The organism is Bacteroides sp. ET225 (assembly GCF_024733745.1).
GTDB lineage: Bacteria > Bacteroidota > Bacteroidia > Bacteroidales > Bacteroidaceae > Phocaeicola > Phocaeicola excrementipullorum.
Window position 1 is genome coordinate 18225 of the sequence record NZ_JANRHN010000022.1, and the last position, 24147, is coordinate 42371.

Below are 24147 nucleotides of genomic sequence, written 5' to 3' on the forward strand. Positions count from 1 at the left end.
ACGCAAAGGCGCAGAAACCCAATGAATTTTCGGCTATATCGTTTCTGTGCCTTTGTTTCTACACCCCGTTGCAGCATCTTCTTCTGATTTTTCTGTCAGCTCTCGCAGATTGAAACAGATGCCGGATTCAATAAAAAAACATAAAACCGATGACGGTTTGTTCTGCGCATACCCCAATATGATTCAATGTGCTTATCTTTGCCCGGCTAACATGAAGAATAGAAATCATGAAGGAGAACCACATGTATATCAAGAATATGGTCTGCCGGCGCTGCATTCTGACAGTCACAGAAATATTCAACGAAAGCGGTGTGCAGCCTGTTGATGTAGAACTCGGAACCGTTTCTCTGCTTCGGCCACTTACTCAAGAACAGTTCAACTCCATACAAACCAAGCTGGAAGCCTATGGCTTTGAAGTGATTGACGACAAACGGATGCGTATCATCGAACAGATACGTATCGGGGTTATCGAGTATGTGCGCCATCCCGAATTCCAGGAAACAAAGAATCTGTCGGAGTACCTGCAGGAAAAGTGCCATCGCGAATACAGTTCGCTAAGCAAACTCTTCACGGAAATGAAGGGAATCAGTATAGAAAAGTACAGCATCGCGCAACGGATAGAACTGGTCAAGGAACTGCTTGTCTACAACGAACTGACGGTGAGCGAAATTGCCGACAAACTGCATTATTCAAGCGTAGCACACCTGAGTGCCCAGTTCAAGTCGGCCACCGGCTTGTCACCTACCCGGTTCAAACAAATGAAAGGACACAAGCTGAAACCTCTTGATGAAATATAAATCATATCCATAATAATGTAACGGTTTCATTTCTTGGAGCGCTTATCTTTGCACCGTATTAAAAGGAAACCGATATGCAGAAAATTTTATTAATGATTTCTTTTTTATTGACGGTATCTGCACCTTTGCTGGCAGATACGTCAAACCGGACAATAAAAGGCTATGTGCTTGACGAAGACGGAGCACCCTTGCCCGGCGCATACGTATATGACGAAAACGAACATAAGTCTGTGGCGGACGAAAACGGGTACTTTGAACTGACCGTGCCGGGAAATGTAAAACGGTTAAAGGCCGACTATATCGGATTTAACACGCTGACTCACGATATGGAACGTCCGGACGATGTACAGGTTCTGGTGTTGACCTCCAGCACCAATCTGGAAGAAGTGGTGATTACAGCCCGAGGAATAGGCACGATAAAGAACAGGCGGAGCGTGCTGAACACGGAAAGCGTGACTTCGCAAGGACTGACACGCGCAGCCTGCTGCAATCTTTCGGAGAGTTTTGAAACAAATCCTTCGGTGGACGTGGCGTACAGCGATGCGGTAACAGGAGCCAAACAAATCCAGCTGCTGGGACTTTCCGGCACATACGTACAGATGCTTACGGAGAATTTTCCCAACCTGCGGGGTGCAGCCGCCGTTTACGGGCTGGACTATATTCCGGGTCCTTGGATGCAGAGTATTCAGATCTCAAAGGGAGCCGCTTCTGTAAAAAACGGCTTTGAATCTGTGGCAGGACAAATCAACGTGGAATACAAGAAGCCTAAAATGGCCGATCCTCTTTTCGTGAATGTTTTCGCAAGCAGCGCCGGGCGGTACGAAGGAAACGCTGTAGGGGCGTTCGAACTGAATGACCGCCTTTCCACTGCCCTTTTCGTGAACTATTACAATGAAGAGCAGGCGCATGACAAGAATGGAGATACGTTTCTCGACATGCCCGAAATGCAGTCGTTCAGTGCCATGAACCGCTGGCATTACCAGACTCCCCGCTTTGTATCCCAGTCCGGAGTAAAAATACTGGCCGACCGGAGAACCAGCGGACAGACAGCGCATACACTGCATGGAAATGAAAGCTTCTCTCCCTATACCATCAACAACGATGCCAATCGAATCGAAGCTTTCTCAAAAAACGGTCTGATACTTGACTCGAATCGTAACGAAAGCGTGGCATTTATCGTTTCGGGTTCTTATCATGACCAGCAGTCGAACTATGCAGAAAAAATATATAATGTATATGAATCGAATGTATACGCTTCCTTACTCTATGAAAGCGAGTTCGGCGAGCAGCACAAACTGGCAGCAGGACTAAACTACAACTGGGACAATTATTCGCAGCGTGGCAATGTCATCGAACGTTACAGCCCGCAATGGCGGGACATCAGCGAAAACGTAACGGGCGTATACGCAGAGTATACATGGACGCCGAACGAAAAGTTCACTTTGATGGCAGGAATGCGGGGGGACTACAGCTCACTGCACCGTTGGTTTGCCACTCCCAGAGTCCACATCAAATACGATGCAACCTCCTGGCTGAACCTGCGAGCTTCTGCCGGAAAAGGTTATCGCACGACGTTTGTATTCCCGGAGAACAGTTATCTGCTGGCAAGTAGCCGCGAACTTTACATTGAAGAAGACCTGAAACAGGAAGAGGCGTGGAACTACGGCATAAGTGCCTCTTTCCATGTTCCGGTAAAGAATGAGGAACTGACCGTAAATGCCGAGTGGTTCTACACAGACTTTCAGAATCAAGTGGTCGCAGATATGGACAGAAATCCGCATGCCGTCTATTTCTACAATCTCAACGGACGGTCAACGTCAAGTGTGTTCCAAATCGATGCCAGCTATCCGCTGTTCCAGGGATTTACACTGCTTGGGGCTTACCGATGGATGGATGTGAAAGGCACCTACGATGGAAAGACAATGCGCAAGCCGCTGACAAGCCGTTATAAGGCTCTATTGACGGCTTCATATGAAACGCCGCTCAAAAAATGGCAGTTCGACATGACGGTCCAGTTCAACGGCGGAGGACGCATGCCGACACCTGATGCCACAAATCCGCTGTGGGGCAGCACGTTCCCTTCATTCACTCAGCTGAGTGCACAGGTAACGCGACGCTTCCGCAGATGGAGCATCTACGCAGGAGGAGAGAATCTGACAAATTTCAAACAGGATAATCCGGTCATTTCGGCCGACAACCCGTACAGCAGGAACTTTGACGCAACCATGGTCTGGGGGCCGACTATGGGTTACAAGCTCTATGCCGGAATCCGTTATAACATACCGAAACTATAAACTTCAAAAACAGACACTGCAATGAAAACAAAAATTCTCACATTGATGACCGCATGCATGCTGGGGCTTTCTTTCTCTTCCTCAGCGGCCATCATGAAAGACAGCAAAAAAGAAAAGGCCGAAGTAACCTTTCTCGTTTCAATGACCTGCGAGAAATGCCAGAAACGGATTGAAAACAACCTTTCTTTTGAAAAAGGCGTGACGGGACTGGATGTGGATCTTCCGAAGAAAACAGTTACAATTGAATACCGGAAAGACAAGACCTCTCCCGACAAACTGAAGGCCGCCATCAAGAAGCTGGGATATACGGCAACCCCGTTCCATGTCCAGAAAGAAGGCAAACAGAAAACTGAATAACCGGCCGGACGTTACGCTTCAAAGCTACACCCTTTCAGGCATAAGATCATTATCCATGAATTGACTTTATGCCCGAAAGGGTGTAATTCTTTATATCAACCGGGATTATGCCATGATATTCACAAGGAAGAGAGAAAATTTGTCTTTTCTGCTCATTAACGTGCCTTTAAAATGATAAACATTATTTGCGTATTCCAAACAAAAGACTTACTTTTGCCGAAAAGATTGGTTTCGCCTGTCCGTTCGGGCAAGCGGATTAAAAGGGAATCGGGTGGAAATCCCGAACAGTCCCGCTGCTGTGAAGCTTCATAAATCTTCCGGTAAAGGCTCATTACCACTGATGCAAAAAACGCATTGGGAAGGTTCCGGAAGAGAAGTCAGTCAGAAGACCTGCCAACATTACATGTTATCCGTATGCGAGGACAATGCGGTTAATTGGTTTTAGACACACATTTTTAAAATATGATCAGACAGAAATGCTGGCTTGCCTGGCTGTTGCCGCTGTTTGTCCCGGGGATACATGCATCCGATTTGCATGCCCAAAACCAGACAGACAGCTTGCAGCACTTGGATGAAGTGCTCGTTACAGCCCGCGCCCTACAAAAAGAGATTATTCCCGTACAAAAACTGTCGGGAGAACAGCTTCAGCGCCTCGGATCGCACAATGTTGCCGATGCGTTGCGCTATTTCTCCGGTGTGCAACTGAAAGATTACGGAGGTATCGGAGGATTGAAAACGGTTAATGTCCGAAGTTTGGGCACAAACCATGTAGGAGTTTTTTACGACGGCATCGAACTGGGAAATGCACAGAACGGGACAGTCGACCTGGGACGTTTCTCGCTTGACAATATGGAAAGTGTCACCCTCTACAACGGCCAAAAAAGTGCCATTTTCCAATCAGCTAAAGATTTCGGGGCGGCTGGAACCATCTACCTTCAGACACGGACACCGAAATTCAAGGACAATAAAAAATACAATGTCAAAGCAACCTTCAAGACCGGCTCTTTCGGTGTTGTTAATCCTGCGGTTCTTTGGGAGCAGCAGATAAACGACAAATTGAGCAGTTCTTTCAGTGCAGAATACATGTATACAACCGGAAAGTATAAATTCCGTTACGCAACAGAAGGCGGATACGACACGACAGCCGTCCGGCAAAACGGAGATGTAAACGCTTTGCGCATCGAGCACGGACTGTACGGAACTGTCAAAAACGGATACTGGCGAACCAAACTCTATACCTATTTCTCCGACCGAGGCTATCCCGGTGCCATTGTACGCAACAAGTTTACTCATGAAGACCGCCAGAACGATGCCAACTTCTTTGCGCAAGGCATGTTCCGGAAACATGTCTCAGACAAGTATCGCTTTATGGCCAGCGCGAAATATGCCTACGATTACCTGCATTATCTTGCCGATCCGCATAAGGACGAATCGCTGATGTATATCAACAACCGTTATCGCCAGCAGGAAGTGTATGTTTCAACAGCCAACTGCTTTGATCTGACATCGTTCTGGAGTTTCAATCTGTCGGTTGACTGGCAATTCAATCTTCTCAACGCAAATTTAAAGGATTTTGTCTATCCGCGGCGCAACACCGGACTTTTTGCCGCTGCCACGGCTTTTGACTTTGACCAGTTCAAGTTGCAGGCAAGTGTTCTGGGCACTTTCGTTTCTGACAAACTGAAAGAAGAAAAGGGAGAAACGGCTTCCGACAAAATGGAATGGACTCCTTCTGTAGTCATCAGCTACCGGCCGTTCAAGAAAATCGGTCTGAACTTCCGTGCGTTCTACAAGCGGATATTCCGGATGCCTACATTGAACGACCTCTACTATACATTTGTAGGAAACGCTTATCTCGATCCGGAATATACAAATCAGTATAACGTAGGCGCCACTTATGAAAAGGAGTTTGCTGATTTATGGATAAAACGCATCGAGTTGCAGGCAGATGTCTATTACAACGAGGTAAAAAACAAAATTGTGGCCACCCCCACTTCAAATTTCTTCCGCTGGACAATGATCAACTTGGGCGAAGTGGAAATCAGGGGGATTGATTTCGCCCTGCAGACAGACTGGAAATTCGGGCGTGAAGTTTTTCTCTCCGGAAGGCTGAACTATACCTATCAGAAGGCACAAGACTTTACCGACCCGACCGATGAGTTTTATGGAGGACAGATTCCATATATCCCCTGGCACAGCGGCTCTGCTGCGCTTAATCTCAACTGGAGGTCGTGGGAAGCGAACTATAGTTTCGTCTATACGGGAGAAAGGTATTCTTCGCAAGCCAATCTGCCTGTCAATTACCAGCCATCGTGGTATACCAGTGACTTCTCTGTTGCAAAACGCCAGCAAATCCGCTCGCACGAACTGAAACTGACATTGGAGGTGAACAATCTGCTGAACCAGCAATATGAAGTGGTATCCTGCTATCCCATGCCCGGAATCAATTTCAAGTTTATAGTCCAATATACATTCTAAAAACAGTCCATGAAGATGAAAATATATCCATTCGTTTTTTTATCTCTTCCGGTTGCGCTTTTCGGTTGCCGTGAAGAGCTGCCGGTGCTCGATTCTGAGAAAGAATATATCACGTATCCCACCGATCCGCAGACTATTGAAGGATTCTTTCTGCTTAACGAAGGAAACATGGGAAGCAACAAATGTACAATCGACTTCTTCAGCGCACGGGGCGGCTATTATTTGCGCAACATTTATCCGGAAAGCAACCCCAGCATCGTCAAGGAATTGGGTGACGTTGGCAACGACATCCAGATACACGACGGAAAAATGTATGCGGTGGTCAACTGTTCGCATTTTGTAGAAGTAATGGATGTCAGTACGGCAAAACATCTGGGAAGCGTAGGCATAACCAACTGCCGGTACATCACGTTCAACGGTGACAAGGCATACGTAAGTTCGTATGCAGGACCGATACAGATTGATCCCGAAGCACGTCCGGGCAAAGTTGTGGAATTTGACACAAATACACTTCAGATAACCCGTGAAGTGGTGGTGGGATATCAGCCGGAAGATATGGTTATCTCCAACGGAAGGCTGTACGTAGCCAATTCGGGAGGATATCGCTATCCGAACTACGACCGTACCGTATCTGTCATCGACCTGGAAAGTTTTCAGGTTGTCAACACCATTGACGTAGCTATCAATCTGCACCGGATGGAAATGGACTCAAGAGGCAATATCTATGTCATCTCTCGGGGAGATTATTACGGAAACAGCTCTGACATTTATGTCATAGACTCGGCAACGGAAACCGTAACAGGAAACCTTGGAGTGTCTGCCAGTCAGATGTGGATCGATGACGACTTGCTTTACATTATCTCTTCCGAGTGGAGCTATACGGATACAGACAATAAAGTCAGCTATCTAATTTATGATACAGCCCAAGGCAAAGTGGTTTCAGAAAATTTCATTACCGACGGAACGGAAGCAGACATCCGGATGCCCTATGGCATTGCAGTCAATCCGGAAACAAAAGAAATTTATGTGAGCGATGCGACTGATTATGTTACGCCGGGGTATCTGTACTGCTTTTCTCCCGAAGGAAAAAAACAGTGGAGCGTACGTACAGGCGACATACCCGCCCATTTCGCATTCACCACAGAGGATTTCTACTACAACGATACGCCGGAAGAAACGACTTCATCGGCCTATATCACCAAGGTGATCGAATACATGCCTGCCCCGGGACAGTTTGTCAATGCCATGCCGGAATATGAAGAAGGCGACACGCAGGAAGACATGAACCGCAAAGCACTCGAAGCAATCGGAAACAACAAGCGCGGCATGGTTTCTTTAGGAGGATATGGCGGATATATAACTGTTGGCTTCGACCACCAGATTGAAAACAAGGCTGGATTAAGAGATTTCCGCATACTTGGAAATGCCTTTCAGGGTGCATCCACAGCAGCCAGCGGAGGAAGCTATGAACCTGGAATTATCCAAGTGGCAGTGGATGAAGATAACGACGGACAGCCGGACGACGGACAGTGGTATGAAATAGCCGGAAGCGCGCATCACGACCCGACTCAGGAAACATGGTACAGCACCTCTTTGAACGCCGGCAATGACATGGCCTTCTATGACGACTATGAGATCGTTTACCAGGCTCCGGACCGAGAACCGTCTACCGAAGAAGAGCAAAAGAAATACATTCCGTGGACAGACAACAAAGGCAACCAAGGATACATCACAAAAAACACATACAACAGACAAGCGTACTATCCGCAGTGGATTGCAGAAAAAGAAATCCGCTTCAAAGGATCACGTCTGCCGCAAAATGCCGTAGATCAAAGCGGGAACGGGACTTATTTCGTTCTTTATCCATTTGCCTACGGATACGCGGACAATGCAACGAATGCCAGTGACGAATCGGCCATAGACATTGACTGGGCAGTAGACGCTGAAGGAAATGCGGTTTCACTTCAGGGTATCGACCTCGTCAGAATCTACACGGGTGTCAATCAGGAGAACGGATGGATAGGAGAATGTTCGACTGAGGTAAGCGGAGTAGAAGACCTCCATGTGCTGGGAACAGAGATTCCCACCCGATAAAAACAGCTATCCGCTTCACTCCTGACAGCTGAATCCAACTCCCGGCAGACCCACATACAGTCTGCCGGAGGGAATGCTTTGTCCATACACAAAAACAATTAGCACTATTTATAAATCTAAACAAAAAGAAAAAATGAGACAATTATGCAAAATGCTCTTGCTGCTTTCGTTTGTCGGCGCAGCATCGTGTAAAGAAGATTATGCGGGCGGAGAACCCGAAAATCTGACATTCAGGCTGACAGACAGTATAGAAAGCGAAAAACCTGTAATCCTGATTTCGGATGAAACGTATAAGGCTCAGTTTCTGGCTGAGCATGCAAATGAAATCTCCACGAACGGAGTTCCCGACGGATGGACTGTCAGCGTAAGCAAAGACTCGGGATATGTAGCGGTTACGGCGCCATCCGCCTCATCCGGTGCAGACCAAACGTTCTCCCTGCAACTGACGGCCAAAGGTGAAAACGGACAGACAGCCACGGCACAGATCGACTTCTATCATGCAACATTTGACGATCCGAAAGGAGCCTTGGTCTTGAATGAAGGAAACATGACTTCTGAGAACGGATCACTTCTTTATATCACCCCCGAAGGATATATGATTAACAATGCATACAAACGGGTGAATGGAACCGAGCTGGGAAATGTTCCGCAAGATATGTACCGGTACGATGGAAAACTCTACATCATCTCGCAAAACGGAAACGGCAATGCGACCGGTGCAGAATTTGAAAATGACGGCATGCTGATAGTTGCAGACGCACGCTCGCTGAAAAAGAACCGGAATTTCCTGAAAGAAGAGTTCAGCCAGCTGGACTGGCCCACGCATATCGCCGTCATCGATGAACAGCATATCTATATCCGAGACAACCGGGGAGTATGGCGGCTGAATATGGAAGATCTGTCACTGACATTCATTGAAGGAACCGAGAGTGCCCCCAAAGCACCGTTTGCCGTGGTTGGAGGAAAAGTGTACACGTATTATAACAGATCGTTCAACATGACAGGACTCCTTGAAATAACTCCGGGAAACGACAGGGCAACAGACATTTCCGTTCCATTCTATTCGCTTTATGGAATAACAGGAATAGCTCCCGCCGAGAACGACTGCCTTTGGATTATGAGTTCGAAATTCGGAGGAGAAATCTCAATGAACCTTTATGATCCGTCTGCAGGAAACAACGGGACATTGAAGCGGAACTATATCAGCGAACTGCCTTCTGAGGGATCGTCCGGCCGCTCCTTTGCTGCGCAAGGCAACACGATTTATTATGCCAGCGGAACAGCAATCTATCGCCTGGTGTTCAACCCGGACGCAAAGACAGGCAGCAAAGGTCCGCAGGACGAAATGCTGGTCGATCTTTCTTATCTTGACGACAATGCGGCTATCCTGTATAACGGGCTGGGCGTAAATCCAACTACAGGCTATGTCTATGCAAACACGTTGAAGGGAGTCGGCCCGTTCTACACAACCAATCAGATCTGGGTATTCAACTTCTCCGACAATGTAAACGCGCCGTTGTTCAAGTTTGAGAATTACACCCGTTTCCCCGCAGGATTCTTCTTTAACTATTGATATACAAACCTCAGAGCCTGTTTGTCTTCCCCCACGGAGCGGTTCTTCAGAACCGGACAAGCAGGCTTTCACAAAAACATACTTTTATGAACAAGACATTCACCTATTTTTTCGCCACCAGCCTGTGGCTTGCCGCCTGTACCAACGAACAGCCCAAAGAATCACAACCAGATACAGAGCCGACAGATACTGTACCGGCATCTGTCACTTTAGGCGGATATGCCTCTCCGGAGAGCGTGCTGATTCTAAACGAAGGCGCACGTATGCTTGAAAACGGTTCTCTTGCCTATATCAGTCCGGACGGAAACATCCAGTCCGATATATACAAAAGCACCAACGGAACAGAATTAGGCAATCAGGCCATAGCTCTTGATTTATACGGGAACAAGCTCTATATTATCTGCAACGACTACCTGAAACCGGAAGGAGTGTCCGAAGGCGACGGTCTGCTGATTATCGCCAATGCGGAAACTCTTCAGAAAGAGAAGGCTTATCAGCGCGAAGAAATGGTGTTCGCCCGCCCGGAAGGATGCAAACAGGAAAACGAATATCTTGAAATGGAATCCAGCCTGTCGAATATCATCGTACTGGACGAAAAGAACATCTTCATTGCAGACGCACAGGCCGTATATCGTTTTGACAGCACCACCGGAAAGCTGGCTCTGATAGAAGGAAGCTATGCATTCGGAAATCAGGGAGTAACCATCGAATCCATCATTTCTCCCAGCGGCATGACAGCCATCAACGGATGCATCTATGCAGGAGCCGGAGGCTTCTGGTCGGAAACCATGCTGGTGGAGTTTGTCAAAGGAAGCGATAAAGTCAACCGCACGTTGAAGCTTGGGAAAGGAAACCTCATCAGCGGCTTATGCAAATTAAATGACAGCACGTTAGTGGCGGGCACTTATGCAAGGGAGAGCAAAAGCAGCTACCTTTATTATATAGACATCAAGGACTGGGCGGTCAAAGACGAAAAGAGAATCAATGAAACCATCTCGCCGGACGTTCTCACTGCAACCTCCTCAGGCATATTCGCTTATAACGGGGATATCTATTTCCCTCAAGATGATGTGTCGCTTGCACGCATCTCATCAAAGACAGGAAGAACCGAAGAAGTGCTGAATGTCCGGAATGATGCGGCCAACGCCAACGGATTCGACTGCATGACCGTGGATGCGACGAAAGGATGGCTCTACATTTCAACGCACATGCAAAATTCCGAAAGCATTATCCCAGAATCTAACCTTTTGATCTATGACTTGAACGAAGAAACGCCCAGGCTTTTAAAAGACTTTTCCAACCTCACCCGATACGCAGCCGGAATCTATCCAACCAATAGATTTTCAGCAAATTAATAATTCTCCTACATTTTTGCATAAAAAGTGTAGGAGAAACACTATAAATGAGTATATTTGCCGATGATAACTCATTTAACAACATTACCATGAACAAACACCTAACCTTTCTCTCAGCGCTGGCCATCGCTGCCGGGCTGAACCTGAACGCTCAGAACGCCAACCGGCTGACTGTTCAAACGAACAAGATCGGTGCGGAGATTCAACCCACCATGTACGGACACTTTTTCGAAGACATCAACTTCGGGGCAGACGGGGGCTTGTATGCCGAACTTGTAAAGAACCGTTCGTTTGAATTTCCGCAGAATCTGATGGGATGGGACACGTTCGGAAATGTCACCCTGCAAGACGACGGACCGTTTGAACGCAATCCGCATTATGTGCGGCTCGCGGCTCCGGGACATCCGCACAAACGCACCGGCATTGAAAACGAAGGTTTCTTCGGCATCGGAATCAAATCCGGCGAGCCTTACCGGTTCACGGTGTGGGCGCGCGGAGAAAACCAGAAAATCAGAGTGGAACTGATAGACAACGCTTCGATGGGGGAAACGCAGGTAATCACGGCAAAAGATCTGAACATCAATTCGAAGGAATGGAAAAAATATCAGGTCGTGCTTACTCCGAATGTTACATTTGCAAAAGCTCATCTGCGTATTTTCCTGGATTCACCGGGTACTGTCGATCTGGAACATGTTTCATTGTTCCCCGTCAACACGTGGAAAAACCGTGAAAACGGTTTGCGCAAGGATCTGGTACAGGCGCTTGCAGATACAAAGCCGGGCGTTTTCCGCTTTCCCGGAGGATGCATCGTTGAAGGAACCGATATCGACGACCGCTACCAATGGAAAAACTCGGTAGGCCCTGTGGAAAACCGTCCGTTGAATTCCAACCGTTGGGAATACACATTCCCCCACCGCTTCTATCCCGACTATTTCCAGTCGTATGGAATGGGATTCTTCGAACTTTTCCTGTTGGCCGAAGATCTGGGCGCAGAACCGCTTCCGGTTGTAAATTGCGGACTTGCATGCCAGTATCAGAACAATTCGCCCGAAGCGCATGTCAAGGTTGAGGACTTGGGAAGCTATATCCAGAACGCACTCGACCTGATTGAATTTGCAAACGGTGACACCAATACCAAATGGGGAAAACTCCGCGCCGACATGGGGCATCCGGATCCGTTCAACCTGAAATTCATCGGCGTAGGAAACGAGCAATGGGGACCGGAATACCCGGAACGGCTGAAACCGTTTGTAGAAGCCATCCGCAAGGCATACCCCGGCATAAAGATTATCGGCTCGTCCGGCCCGAACTCTGAAGGCAAGGATTTCGACTATCTTTGGCCCGAAATGAAAAAGCTGAAAGTAGACCTGGTGGACGAACATTTCTACCGTCCGGAAGACTGGTTCTTGAAATCAGGCAGCCGTTATGACAACTACGACCGCAAAGGTCCGAAAGTCTTTGCCGGCGAATATGCATGCCACGGCAGAGGAAAGAAATGGAACCATTTCCACGCTTCGCTGCTGGAAGCCGCTTTCCTGACCGGTGTGGAACGCAACGCCGATGTGGTTCATATGGCAACCTATGCCCCGCTGCTGGCTCATGTGGAAGGATGGCAATGGCGTCCGGACCTCATCTGGTTCGACAACTTGCGCTCTGTACGCACATGCAGCTGGTATGTCCAGTCAATCTACGGGCATAATGCCGGAAGCAATGTGGTTCCTCTTACGATGGATAAAAAACCGGTCAGCGGACAGGAAAGCCAGAACGGGCTTTTTGCCAGCGCCGTATGGGACGAACCGACGCAAAGCTACATTGTAAAAGTAGTGAACACCTCCGACAAGGCCCAGCAGCTCAACGTGGAGTTCGCCGGAATGAAAAAGTCGTTCCAACTGACTGACGGAAAATGCATTACCTTGCACTGTGACAATCCGGATGCCGAAAATACGCTGGACGAACCGGACAGAATTGTTCCGAAAGAAACTTCAATCGGAATCGAAGGCAATACATTGGACACCCAAATTGGTCCGATGACATTTGCCGTATACAAATTCGTCAAGTCCAAGAAATGATCTGAGGCAGCACCTGTCTGGATAATATTTCGGGCGCAGAGCCACAAAGGCGCGGGGGGCTCCGCAGCCTTGCGGCTCTGCGCCCGACCTTTACATCAGGGATGGCGTTTCCCTACCATTCTCCATATGCGCAAAGACGGTATCCCAAAAAGAAAAGATAGCCGCATGAAAGGAGCAGCATCAGCAAAGCAACTCCCCAAGCTTTCCGTTTGTCATTTGAATTGCACTTCATTCCGGACGTTTTTTTGCCGGTTTCAAAAATCGCCATTCCGTATGACAAAACGATGAAGAAGAGATGACTTGTGCATGACATTGTCATTTTACTGAAAATCCCTTAACTCTGCGGAAGAGAATCTTAATACATGTTATAAAACATGCTTTTTAAGCCCAAATGTTTGCAGATAACCCAAAAGTCCGTATCTTTGCAATGTGTTTTTCATAGTATTAGATTTTAAGGTTAACAAAGGTTGGAGTACAGCGGTACTCCTTTTTTTATGCCTGTATGTTCCGCCTGCCATTTCCGGCTTCTCCCTCAGCCATACAAACCGCCCGCATACATGTTCCGACGGCATCCGCGTTCAGAAAAAGAAAAGACCTTCTTCCGTTATTTCGGCAGGAAGGACAAAAAATCGTTTCTCCCGCCAGAAACTGTAAACCGCATTGTGGTTCGTATAAACGACATTGCGGTTTACAAAAACCACACTGTGGTTTGTACAAACCTCATTGCGGTCTGAAGATTCGTCCAAACAATTCTGAAGTTTTTGACAGGAGAATCCATTTTATGAACGATTTTGTTCTCGTTCTTCAAAAAAATAAGCCTATCTTTATGCACATATTAACCAAAGCTTTAAGATCGAATGAGAAAACAATTCCTTTACTGCATCCTTGCCTGCACCGCACTCGGCACCGAGGCAAATGCCCTGAACATTCCCAAAACATATGTGCCCAAAAACAAGAGCATGTATCACAAGGAATGGATCGATTTCAACAAGAACGGACAGAAAGATGTTTACGAAGACCCGAACGCTGACATCAATGCACGCATCGAGGACCTTCTCTCTCAAATGACAATGGAAGAAAAGACCTGCCAGATGGTAACGCTCTACGGCTACCAGCGGGTGCTGAAGGACTCGCTTCCTACATCGGAATGGAAAAACCAGCTGTGGAAGGACGGAATCGGCGCAATCGACGAACATCTGAACGCTTTCCGCGGATGGGGAGTGCCGCCTCTCAAGAACGATCTGGTATGGCCGGCATCAAACCATGCGTGGGCGCTGAATGAGGTGCAACGCTTCTTTATAGAAGAAACACGGCTCGGAATCCCGGTAGACTTCACGAACGAAGGCATCAGAGGGGTGGAGAATTACATCGCCACCAATTTCCCCACACAGCTTGCGCTGGGGCATTCATGGAACCGCGACCTGATACACAAGGTCGGATATATCACCGGACGGGAGGCCAGGCTGTTGGGCTACACCAATGTGTATGCTCCGATTCTGGACGTAGGCCGCGACCAGCGTTGGGGACGCTACGAAGAGGTATACGGCGAAAGTCCTTACCTGGTGGCCGAACTGGGCATTGAAATGGCTAAAGGCCTGCAGACCGACATGCAGGTGGCGTCAACCGCAAAACACTTCATCGCGTACAGCAACAACAAAGGGGCGCGCGAAGGCTTTGCCCGCGTCGATCCGCAGATGTCCTGGCGTGAAGTGGAAAACATCCATGTATATCCTTTCTCCAGAGTGATCCGTGAGGCAGGGATTTTAGGCGTCATGAGTTCATACAACGACTATGACGGCTTCCCGATTCAAGGAAGCTATTACTGGCTTACCAAGCGTCTGCGCGGTGAAATGGGTTTCCGTGGCTATGTAGTATCAGACAGTGATGCCGTAGAATATCTCTACAGCAAACACAAAACAGCCAAGGACATGAAAGAAGCGGTCCGCCAAAGCGTTGAAGCGGGACTGAACGTGAGGTGCACATTCCGCTCGCCCGATTCGTTTGTGCTCCCGCTCCGTGAACTGGTCAAGGAAGGCGGAATCAGCATGGAAACCATTGACAACCGCGTGCGTGATGTGCTTCGGGTCAAATTTATGCTGGGCCTGTTCGACTCTCCCTACCAGACTGATCTGGAATTGGCCGACAAGGAGGTGAACAGCGCCGAACACCAGGCCGTGGCTCTGCAAGCCTCACGCGAAGGACTCGTGCTGCTGAAGAATCAGGACAACCTGCTTCCGCTCGACAAGTCAAAAATCAGACGCATTGCCGTATGCGGGCCTAATGCCGATGAAAAATCATTCGCTCTTACACATTACGGACCGGTTGCCGTGGAAGTCATAACCGTACTGGAGGGCATCAGAAATCAAGTGAACGAAGGCACGGAGGTGGTGTATGCAAAAGGATGCGACCTGGTGGATCCGCATTGGCCGGAATCGGAAATCATCGACTATCCGCTTACCGGCGATGAAAAGAAAGGCATAGCCGAAGCCGTAGAAAAGGTGAAGCAAAGTGATGTGGCGGTAATGGTGTTGGGCGGAGGCATACGGACCTGCGGAGAAAACAAGTCGCGCACCAGCCTCGAACTCCCTGGCCATCAGCAGGAGCTGCTCGAAGCGGTAATGGAAACGGGAAAGCCCGTTGTGCTTGTACTGATCAACGGCCGCCCTTTAAGCATCAACTGGGCCGACAAGTTTGTTCCGGCCATTCTGGAAGCGTGGTATCCCGGATCGCAAGGAGGCAGGGCAATTGCAGAAGCATTGTTCGGCGACTATAACCCGGGAGGAAAGCTGACGGTTACATTCCCGAAAACCGTAGGGCAGATTCCGTTCAATTTCCCCGCCAAACCGGCATCGCAGGTTGACGGAGGGCAGACTCCGGGCATGGGAGGAAACCAGGCGCGGATCAACGGGCCGCTTTATCCGTTCGGCTATGGATTGAGCTACACCACATTCGAATATTCCGACATGCGGCTCTCTTCCTCGGTCATCACCGACCATCAGCCGGTAACGGTGACATGCAAGGTCAAAAACACCGGCAGCCGTGCAGGAGATGAAGTGGTGCAACTTTACATGCGCGATGTTGTCAGTTCGGTAACCACTTACGAGAAAAGTCTGAGAGGGTTCGAACGCGTGCATCTGGAACCGGGTGAAACGAAAGAAGTGAAGTTCGAACTTCTTCCGCGTGACTTCCAGCTTCTGGACATCGACAAGCACTGGGTGGTTGAACCGGGAATGTTCCAACTGATGATCGGAGCTTCATCCGAGGATATCCGCCTGAAGAAAGGTCTTGAAATAAGGGCATACGGCAGAGGGGCAACAGGCGAAACGATCCAGTCTGATCCGACCGACTTCATCAGTGCCAGCAAAAACGCAAGCCATATCATCCACGTGGTAGACGGCGACTATTCGACCACATGGACCGGCGATAAGGGCGAATACATTTCGTTTGAACTTGCAGACAACACGAAGATCGACCACATGCTTGTTACATGGAAGAATGCGGAGGCCGGTTCGACCTATGAGATACAGATTTCAAGCGGAGGCGGCCAGTTCCTTCCGGTACAGAAAGGAGCCGTCAAGCCGAATGCCGACGATGACATCCGTTTCAATCTTACCAGCGGAAGCGACATCCGTATCCTGATTACCAGCGGAAAGGCAGAAATCGCAGAAGTGAAATTGCCGGAGCTGAGGAAGGAATAGACTTTTCTGATTATAACCTCTTCTGAAAACAAAGCCACAAAGCCACAAAGGCTCAGAACTTGCCGTCTGGTTTAATGCATGTTCTGCGACTTTGTGGCTTTATTTTTTGTCCGCTTTTCTGATGCAGAAGTTCCGGATATCATTCTGCACCTGAATGCCTTCAGAATAGCATAAAAAAAGAGAGAGGATGCACACGGCAAAGCATCCTCTCTCGTATTACAGACTAATAGTCTGGCTGACGTTTTAATAACCCGGATTGTTTGTCCAACCGGTCAACATAATCTGATTGTACGGAATCGGGAAATAATAGTGTCCCTGAGCTTTGAAGAACGAAGTATCCCATACATCCGAACGCTTGTCGTCCACCAATTCCAAACGTACCAGTTCAAACCAGCGGCGCATCTCTGCGAAAAATTCATAACTGCGTTCGTTTGATACGATATTCAAGAAGTTTTCTGCGCTTACGCTGCTTGTAACCTTAGCAATGCCAGCTTCATCATAACCGGCACGTTCTTGAAGACTTTGAACAGCTTGGAGAGCTTGATTGTCTACCGTCCCTGTAGCACGAGTGGAAGCTTCTGCATAAAGCAATTTGGCATCAGCCAAACGATAAATGCTAGTTACACCATTGGCTTGTGCGCTGGCAGCCGGAGCACCTTGATCATAATCATAATATTTACTAATGCAAGGCAAGTGGTCATGACTGTTCTCCCATGTCACGGTTCCACTTGCAGTGGGCCATTCGGTCATGAAGTTCCATTCCTTGCGTTTGTCATTGGGATATTCGTTGAACTTCTCTGCGCGGGCATAATAGTCTGCCCATCCTGCATTCGGCGAATAATCGAACGGATAATATGATCTGCCGTAATTGCTGGCCATTGTTCTATTAGCCTGACTATGATGCAGACAGAACAGAAACTCGCTGCTGTTCTTATTGCTCTCTCTCCACAAATCACTATAATTTGTTTCTTGCTGGTGGTAAGTATTATTATCCAATACATCTTTTGCAGCTTCTGCAGCCAATGAATAACACTCCTGCCTATGCAACGGCCAGCCAGCCATTGTGATATACACGTCTGCCAAACAAGTTTCAGCAGCCCATTTGGTCGGTGTAGAACTGTTTCCACTTCGAGGGCTAGTTGGCAGCCATTCAACGGCTTGTGTCAGACTGGGTACAATAGCTTGATCATAGATATCTGCTACAGGAGTACGACCGGCATCATTCACCAAATCTTCATCGCTCATCATCAAAGGTACATCACCGTACATACGTACCAGATAGAAATAACTTAGCCCGCGCAGAAAATAAGCTTCAGCCAACACAGCTTTGTATTCAGTATTCTCGTTGACATCTTCCGTTTCTGGGTCATCATCCGGGATAATTGCGTTGTTGATTAATTTATTGGCATTGTTAATGACATTATAGAATCCTTCCCATGTTTGGTCAAAATCAGCCGTATTTGCCGTAATATTAGGATGCAACTCGTTATAGTAAGCCAGCTCATTACCGGCTTTGGAAGCTCGGTATGTGATTTCGTCTGCACATACTTGGATACGTTGTATACGACAATTGAAACCATAATTGCCATACCATAGGTCGTTATACAATGCAGATGCTGCACTTTCAAGAGCACTTTGATCCATATTGGCAATATAGTCCTCTTCCGTAATGAACGATTGAGGCTCTTGATCCAAATCAACGCAAGAAGTAGCAGACAGCAGACCTCCTGTGAGGATTATGAGGTATGTTAATTTTTTCATATCGTTGTTCTATGTTTATAAGTTAAATAAATTAGAATGCAAAGTTCAGACCTATAAGGTAATTGCGGCTGTTGGGATAGTTTCCCCAATCTACACCCTGAATCAGCGGATCACCCAAAGTTGCTTCTGGATCAAGGCCTGAATAGCCTGTAATATGGAACGGATTTTGTACGGAAGCATAGATGCGCAGATTGGTTATTCCCCATTTCTGACAGATCTGTTGAGGGATTGTATAGCCCAAAGTGATGCTTTTCATTTTTATGAAACTTCCGTTTTCTACAAAACGAGTGCTGTACATACCCTTGTTTTTCGTACCTTCGCCATCCCAACGAGGCACATCTGTATTGGTATTCTCCGGTGTCCAGTGATTCAGCCAGTCCTTCATCGGAGTGATAGGAGCTGTCTGTTGAGAATTGATCGCATTAAAACCAATCTGGTGTGTGGCATTGTAGATATCGAACCCATGGAAGCCGACCAAGAAGAATGACAAGTCAAAATTCTTATAACTGAAGGTATTGCTCCATCCCCAATTGAACGTCGGTTGCCCGGAACCGATGATGTTTTGGTCGTCAGAATTCAATACGCCATCCTTATTCACATCGGTATACTTTGAGTTACCTGCTACGACACCATAGACTTCGCCATTTGTACGTCCGTCTGTATTGCCTTCAGCATCTACGAACAAAGCGTCCACATCAGCTTGTTGCCACAATCCTTCGAAAGTATATCCCCAAAAACTACCCAATTTCTCTCCCTCTACCATTTGGAACAGTTCATTCTGATAGTTTCCGGCCTGCTGCTGGCGATGATTAAAGGTCGGGATTTTATTAAATGTACCTTTGTTGTGCGACAATGTCAGATCTGTATGCCAACTGAATCCTGTAGGATCATTGCTTACGAACGGATCTGCACTGATAGTAAATTCTACTCCAGTGTTCTTTATCTCACCAGCATTGCGCAGCAATGACCCATATCCCATATGGGTAGGCTGAGCCACTTCCAGCAAAATATCTTTAGACAGTTTGTTATACCAATCAGCTGTCAAACGGAGGCGACCGTTCAGGACACTGAAGTCAATGCCGACGTTAAACTGATCATTACGTTCCCATTTCAGATACGGAGAATTAGGGCGATCTACGGCATAGGTGGTTCTTCCATCCGAACCTCTGACCGGAGTCATCATGGAATAGATGCGATAAGCTTCCACCGACTGATTGCCTACCGACCCGTAACCTACACGAAGCTTCAACTGGTCAATGAAGTTGACATTCTTCAAGAAGTTTTCCTGTTTCATATCCCATGCTAAAGCCGCAGAAGGAAAGTAGGCCCATTTATCCTCCAAACGAGAAGAACCGTCAGCACGGATAGAAGCTGTAATCATGTAACGGTTTTTGAACACATAATTCAAACGTAACATACCAGACATCAATGTAGTAATTGTACGATCGCTTTCCAGTTCATTCAGCGTAGCATTCTGACTCATAGCCAAGTTATTATAGCCATGAGTGATATCAGTATAGTCTGGCCAGTAAGCACGTCCCAGGTGGTTATAGTTATTATCGTATGATTGCTCGAAGACAGCTGTAGCATTGATGCGATGATCTTCGTTGAACTCTTTTACATAGCTTAGTGTATTAGTGTTCAGCCAACTGAGGTTGAAGTAGCTGCGGGCATAGGCGCGAGGCTGAGATTGTGCCCACATCTGATAACTGTCTTCATTTTCCAATGTGGTTGCCAAGCGGTTGTCAAACAATACTCCCATTTGCGAACGGAAAGTCAGACCGTCGACGATATTGAACTGTACATAGCCTTGCAAACGGTTATTGATGGTTTGGGTTTCGCTGTCCAATTCCCAGATATGTCCCATCGGATTGTACATGTTATCACCGTTCCAATTGGAATTATTATACTCCCCGTTTTCATCTTTAGGAGACATTGTGTTATCAAAATACATGGCACTTTGGAAAATACCGCGGTAAGCGTTGACACGCGGAGAAGAACTCTTGCGATAGTTTCCATAGAAGTTCAATCCGACTTCCAGCCACTTTTTGATTTTGGTATCTACCTTCAAACGCCAGTTATAGGTTTCGCTCATGGATTTCTGCAGAACTCCTTGGTCGTTCTGATAGCGGAATGAGGCCAAGAATTTGGTCTTTTCGTTACCGCCGCTTATAGACAAGTCATAGTTCTGCGTTACGGCTGTACGGAATATTTCACGGCTGTAGTCGTAACCGGCACGTCCTGCCTGCAAATCTGCCAATTGGGTGGCATCAAAATAATCGCCATGGCCGATGTCATTGCCATACTCATTGACCATCACTGCATAATCATACGGCGACATCGTGTCGGGATACTTAGCTACGGTCTTGATGTTGGCAAAGGCGTTGAAGTTGACCATCATCTTTCCTTCTCCCGGATTCTTTGTCGTCACAAGAATCACACCGTTGGCACCGCGAGATCCATATACCGCCGTTGCAGAAGCGTCCTTCAGCACTTCGATAGAAGCGATATCCGAAGGGTTCAGGTTTTGGAGTGAGCCCCCGATAAAACCGTCTACAACTACCAGCGGGCCCGTTTCTGCCGTAATTGAATTGATACCGCGCACACGGATGGTATTGTCCTGACTCGGATCACCCGAACCGCTCAACACAGATACACCTGCCATACGTCCTTGCAACGCATCAGATACGTTTCCTGTCGGCATGGTCTTCAAAGCGTCTGTCGCCTTTACGGATGCTACAGAACCCGTCAAGTCGCTTTTGCGCTGAACACCGTAACCAACGACAACTACTTCGTCAAGCAATTCAGAATCGCTTTGCAACACAACATTGAATGTTGTTTTTCCGTTTACCGGAATGACTTGTGTCTTATAACCTATATAAGACACGGACAAATTAGCGTTTGAGGGAACATTTTGAAGGGTGAATGCTCCGTCCAAGTCCGTAATCGAACCGTTGGTTGTCCCTTCAACCACTACTGAGGCCCCGATTACAGCCTCTCCGTTTGAATCTTTGACAATACCATTCACCGTCAATTGCTGTGAAAAAGCGCATAGCACGCATAAACAAGAAAGCGCAAAGCTCATCACAGCCTTTCGATAAGAAAGAATGTAATTCATAGACATTAATTTTTTAAAATTAGATATTAAGTTTGTTTCCGTTGGACAAAAGTAAGTAAAAATAATCTCATCAAGAAGAAAATTGTACAGAAAAAGGACAAAATAATCCAAAAGATGGAGGAAACCATGTGCTTTTTCTAATGTCTTTCTCTGAAAATCATCATGTTTTATGAGTTTGAAATAATTTCCGTACAATGTCGTGCCGGTAAAAAAGGCAGATGCTGAAGAAAGACAACTGCATAGTTCAAGACAAACCGAATCGGATTGTCCGACCGGGCATTCTCATTTCCATTCTGAAAAGTCTGAAAGAACTGCATAAAAGAAGCAGGACCCTCTGGAAAAGGTTTATTTCCAGCCTGGAGATCAGTATCTCTAGCCTGAAAACAGAATTTTTAAAGGCTTCAAAGCTTCTTCTTTTCGGGGCAAGATTGCTTCTTTGCTTTATCCGACAGTGCCGGTATGTGGCGGACATTCATAATATTTTGTTGCATGGGCTATTATGAGCCGGCTTGAGTTTTTGTCTATATAAAATATTTTTAATAACTTGCCGCCGCTTGTGATTGATTGTAACTCTAACACTATATAAATACAATTCAATACCATGAAAAGACATGCATTTTTATTCGTTCTGGCGTTGGGCTCATCTTCCGTGTGGGGACAGCAGGCAAGCGTTTCCGGTCCCGACGGCCAGCTGAGAGTGGACGTATCGGTTGAGGCGGGGATCCCGTCCTATTCGGTAACCTACAGGGGAAAGACCATTCTGGAGAAGTCGCCTCTGGGATTCGTATCGAACGCGGGCGACTTCAGCAGGGGGATGGCCTATGCCGGTGAGAAGACCCGGACGATAGAGGAGGTCTACCGGATGGACCGCATCAAGCGCTCGGAAGTGGAGTACCGCGCGAACGAGCTGACGGTCACGCTCGAGAACGCCGGGAAGAAGCCGCTCGACGTGGTCTTCCGCGTGAGTGACAATGACCTTGCCTTCCGCTACGAGATGCCGCGCTACGGCGATACCGGAAGCATCGTCATCGAGAGGGAGGCGACGGGCTTCGACTTCCCGCCGCAGACCACCGTTTTCCTCACTCCCCAGAGCGACCCGATGATCGGGTGGAAGCGCACCAAGCCGAGCTATGAAGAGGAGTACATCACGGACGCTCCCCTCACCACCCGTTCTCAATACGGGCGCGGATTCACCTTCCCCGGCCTGTTCCGCATCGGCGATGACGGCTGGGCGCTGGTGAGCGAAACGGGGGTTGACTCGAAGTACTGCGCCTCGCACCTGAGCGACGCAACGCCGGAGGGGCTCTTCACCGTAGCTTTCCCCATGCCGGAAGAGAACAACGGGAACGGAACCGTCGCGCCCGGCCTTGCCCTGCCAGGCGTAACCCCGTGGCGTACCGTGACGGTCGGCGACAATCTCAAGCCGATAGTCGAGACCACCGTACCCTGGGATGTGGTCGAACCGCGCTTCGCTTCGGAACATCTGTATAAATATGGTAAGGGAACATGGAGCTGGATCGTATGGCAGGACGCGAGCATCAACTATGAAGACCAGGTGAAGTTCGTTGACCTGGCCTCGGAAATGGGATTCAAATACACGCTGGTCGACAACTGGTGGGATACGAACATCGGCCGGGATGGTATGAAGCGGCTTGCAGAGTATGCGCGGTCCAAAAACGTGGACCTGTTCGTGTGGTACAGCTCAAGCGGCTACTGGAACGACATCGTGCAGGGTCCCACCAACCGGATGGACAGTCCGGTGGAACGGAAGCGCGAAATGAAGTGGCTGAAAGAAATTGGCGCGAAGGGAATCAAGGTGGACTTCTTCGGCGGCGACAAGCAGGAAACGATGAGGCTCTACGAGGCGATCCTGAGCGATGCGGACGACTACGGCCTGATGGTTATCTTCCACGGGTGTACGTTGCCCCGCGGATGGGAGCGCATGTATCCCAACTACGTGGGGAGCGAGGCGGTGCTCGCTTCCGAAAACCTTGTGTTCAGCCAGCACTTCGATGACATGGAAGCGTTCAACGCCTGCCTGCACCCGTTCATCCGCAATGCAGTGGGCTGCATGGAATTCGGAGGGACCTTCCTGAACAGGCGCTACAACCGCACGAACGACGGGGGAACGACACGCAGGACAACGGACGCCTTCCAGCTGGCCACGGCCGTCCTCTTCCAGAACCCCGTGCAGAACTTCGCTCTCACGCCGAACAACCTGACCGACGCTCCCCGGCAGGCGCTGGACTTCCTGAGGGAGGTTCCCACCACATGGGACGAAACGGTATTCATCGACGGCTATCCCGGAGAGTACTGTGTGCTGGCGCGGCGGAACGGGAGCCGGTGGTACATAGCCGGAATCAACGCCCGGAAGGAACCGCTGAAGCTGGATCTGGACCTCCCGATGCTTCAAAAAGGAGATGAAGTGTCATGCTATGCGGACGGAAAGGGGAGAAGCCTGCAGGTGGAGCAGAAGAAAATCAAAAACCCGGCACGGGTGGAGATAGTCATTCAATCCGAAGGGGGATGCATATTGGTGAAGTAAAACGCGCG

General features: G+C 48.2%; 11 protein-coding genes, 1 pseudogene and 1 riboswitch. Of the genes and pseudogenes, 10 read left to right on the forward strand and 2 right to left on the reverse strand.

Annotated elements, in window-relative coordinates:
- Window positions 1–227 precede the first annotated feature (227 nt).
- From NW212_RS10295 to NW212_RS10335, 9 genes and pseudogenes are all read left to right on the forward strand, one after another.
- On the forward strand, window positions 228–797 hold the full coding sequence (locus NW212_RS10295; protein ID WP_258338562.1) for an AraC family transcriptional regulator: 570 nt from the start codon (window positions 228–230) through the stop codon (window positions 795–797).
- A 74-nt stretch (window positions 798–871) separates the two neighbouring features.
- The gene (locus NW212_RS10300) at window positions 872–3091 is read left to right on the forward strand and encodes a TonB-dependent receptor (protein ID WP_258338563.1); all 2220 of its coding nucleotides are present in this window, start codon (window positions 872–874) and stop codon (window positions 3089–3091) included.
- Window positions 3092–3112: 21 nt separating this feature from the next.
- Window positions 3113–3448, forward strand: a complete 336-nt coding sequence (locus NW212_RS10305; RefSeq protein ID WP_258338564.1) for a heavy-metal-associated domain-containing protein — start codon at window positions 3113–3115, stop codon at window positions 3446–3448.
- A gap of 209 nt (window positions 3449–3657) precedes the next feature.
- Window positions 3658–3861, forward strand: a riboswitch (cobalamin riboswitch).
- Window positions 3862–3910: 49 nt separating this feature from the next.
- Window positions 3911–5926: a TonB-dependent receptor gene (locus NW212_RS10310; protein ID WP_258338565.1), complete on the forward strand. Its 2016-nt coding sequence runs from the start codon at window positions 3911–3913 to the stop codon at window positions 5924–5926.
- A gap of 15 nt (window positions 5927–5941) precedes the next feature.
- Window positions 5942–7066: pseudogene (locus NW212_RS15295) on the forward strand (YncE family protein); the annotation flags it as partial.
- Window positions 7067–8153: 1087 nt separating this feature from the next.
- Window positions 8154–9593: a DUF5074 domain-containing protein gene (locus tag NW212_RS10320; protein ID WP_258338567.1), complete on the forward strand. Its 1440-nt coding sequence runs from the start codon at window positions 8154–8156 to the stop codon at window positions 9591–9593.
- Between the two features lie 86 nt (window positions 9594–9679).
- Window positions 9680–10948 carry a DUF5074 domain-containing protein gene (locus NW212_RS10325; protein ID WP_258338568.1) on the forward strand — a complete coding sequence of 423 codons (1269 nt, stop codon included), beginning with the start codon at window positions 9680–9682 and terminating at the stop codon, window positions 10946–10948.
- Window positions 10949–11037: 89 nt separating this feature from the next.
- Entirely contained in the window at window positions 11038–13017 is a 1980-nt protein-coding gene (locus NW212_RS10330) for an alpha-L-arabinofuranosidase C-terminal domain-containing protein (protein WP_258338569.1), read from the forward strand.
- Window positions 13018–13874: 857 nt separating this feature from the next.
- Window positions 13875–16715 carry a beta-glucosidase gene (locus NW212_RS10335; RefSeq protein ID WP_258338570.1) on the forward strand — a complete coding sequence of 947 codons (2841 nt, stop codon included), beginning with the start codon at window positions 13875–13877 and terminating at the stop codon, window positions 16713–16715.
- A 243-nt stretch (window positions 16716–16958) separates the two neighbouring features.
- On the opposite strand, the gene NW212_RS10340 is transcribed toward NW212_RS10335, so the two are convergent.
- Window positions 16959–18476 carry a RagB/SusD family nutrient uptake outer membrane protein gene (locus NW212_RS10340; RefSeq protein WP_258338571.1) on the reverse strand — a complete coding sequence of 506 codons (1518 nt, stop codon included), beginning with the start codon at window positions 18474–18476 and terminating at the stop codon, window positions 16959–16961.
- A 31-nt stretch (window positions 18477–18507) separates the two neighbouring features.
- The gene (locus NW212_RS10345) at window positions 18508–21594 is read right to left on the reverse strand and encodes a SusC/RagA family TonB-linked outer membrane protein (protein ID WP_375337982.1); all 3087 of its coding nucleotides are present in this window, start codon (window positions 21592–21594) and stop codon (window positions 18508–18510) included.
- A 601-nt stretch (window positions 21595–22195) separates the two neighbouring features.
- On the opposite strand from NW212_RS10345, the gene NW212_RS10350 reads away from it, so the two are divergent.
- On the forward strand, window positions 22196–24139 hold the full coding sequence (locus tag NW212_RS10350) for a glycoside hydrolase family 97 protein (RefSeq protein ID WP_258338572.1): 1944 nt from the start codon (window positions 22196–22198) through the stop codon (window positions 24137–24139).
- Window positions 24140–24147: the final 8 nt, after the last annotated feature.

What these genes read in the sequence shown, in the direction of transcription:
- NW212_RS10340 (WP_258338571.1), bottom strand. Translation starts at nt 18,476, where the DNA reads ATGAAAAAATTAACATACCTCATAATCCTCACAGGAGGTCTGCTGTCT.
- NW212_RS10305 (WP_258338564.1), top strand. Translation starts at nt 3,113, where the DNA reads ATGAAAACAAAAATTCTCACATTGATGACCGCATGCATGCTGGGGCTT.
- NW212_RS10350 (WP_258338572.1), top strand. Translation starts at nt 22,196, where the DNA reads ATGAAAAGACATGCATTTTTATTCGTTCTGGCGTTGGGCTCATCTTCC.
- NW212_RS10320 (WP_258338567.1), top strand. Translation starts at nt 8,154, where the DNA reads ATGAGACAATTATGCAAAATGCTCTTGCTGCTTTCGTTTGTCGGCGCA.
- NW212_RS10330 (WP_258338569.1), top strand. Translation starts at nt 11,038, where the DNA reads ATGAACAAACACCTAACCTTTCTCTCAGCGCTGGCCATCGCTGCCGGG.
- NW212_RS10335 (WP_258338570.1), top strand. Translation starts at nt 13,875, where the DNA reads ATGAGAAAACAATTCCTTTACTGCATCCTTGCCTGCACCGCACTCGGC.
- NW212_RS10300 (WP_258338563.1), top strand. Translation starts at nt 872, where the DNA reads ATGCAGAAAATTTTATTAATGATTTCTTTTTTATTGACGGTATCTGCA.
- NW212_RS10295 (WP_258338562.1), top strand. Translation starts at nt 228, where the DNA reads ATGAAGGAGAACCACATGTATATCAAGAATATGGTCTGCCGGCGCTGC.
- NW212_RS10345 (WP_375337982.1), bottom strand. Translation starts at nt 21,594, where the DNA reads ATGAATTACATTCTTTCTTATCGAAAGGCTGTGATGAGCTTTGCGCTT.
- NW212_RS10310 (WP_258338565.1), top strand. Translation starts at nt 3,911, where the DNA reads ATGATCAGACAGAAATGCTGGCTTGCCTGGCTGTTGCCGCTGTTTGTC.
- NW212_RS10325 (WP_258338568.1), top strand. Translation starts at nt 9,680, where the DNA reads ATGAACAAGACATTCACCTATTTTTTCGCCACCAGCCTGTGGCTTGCC.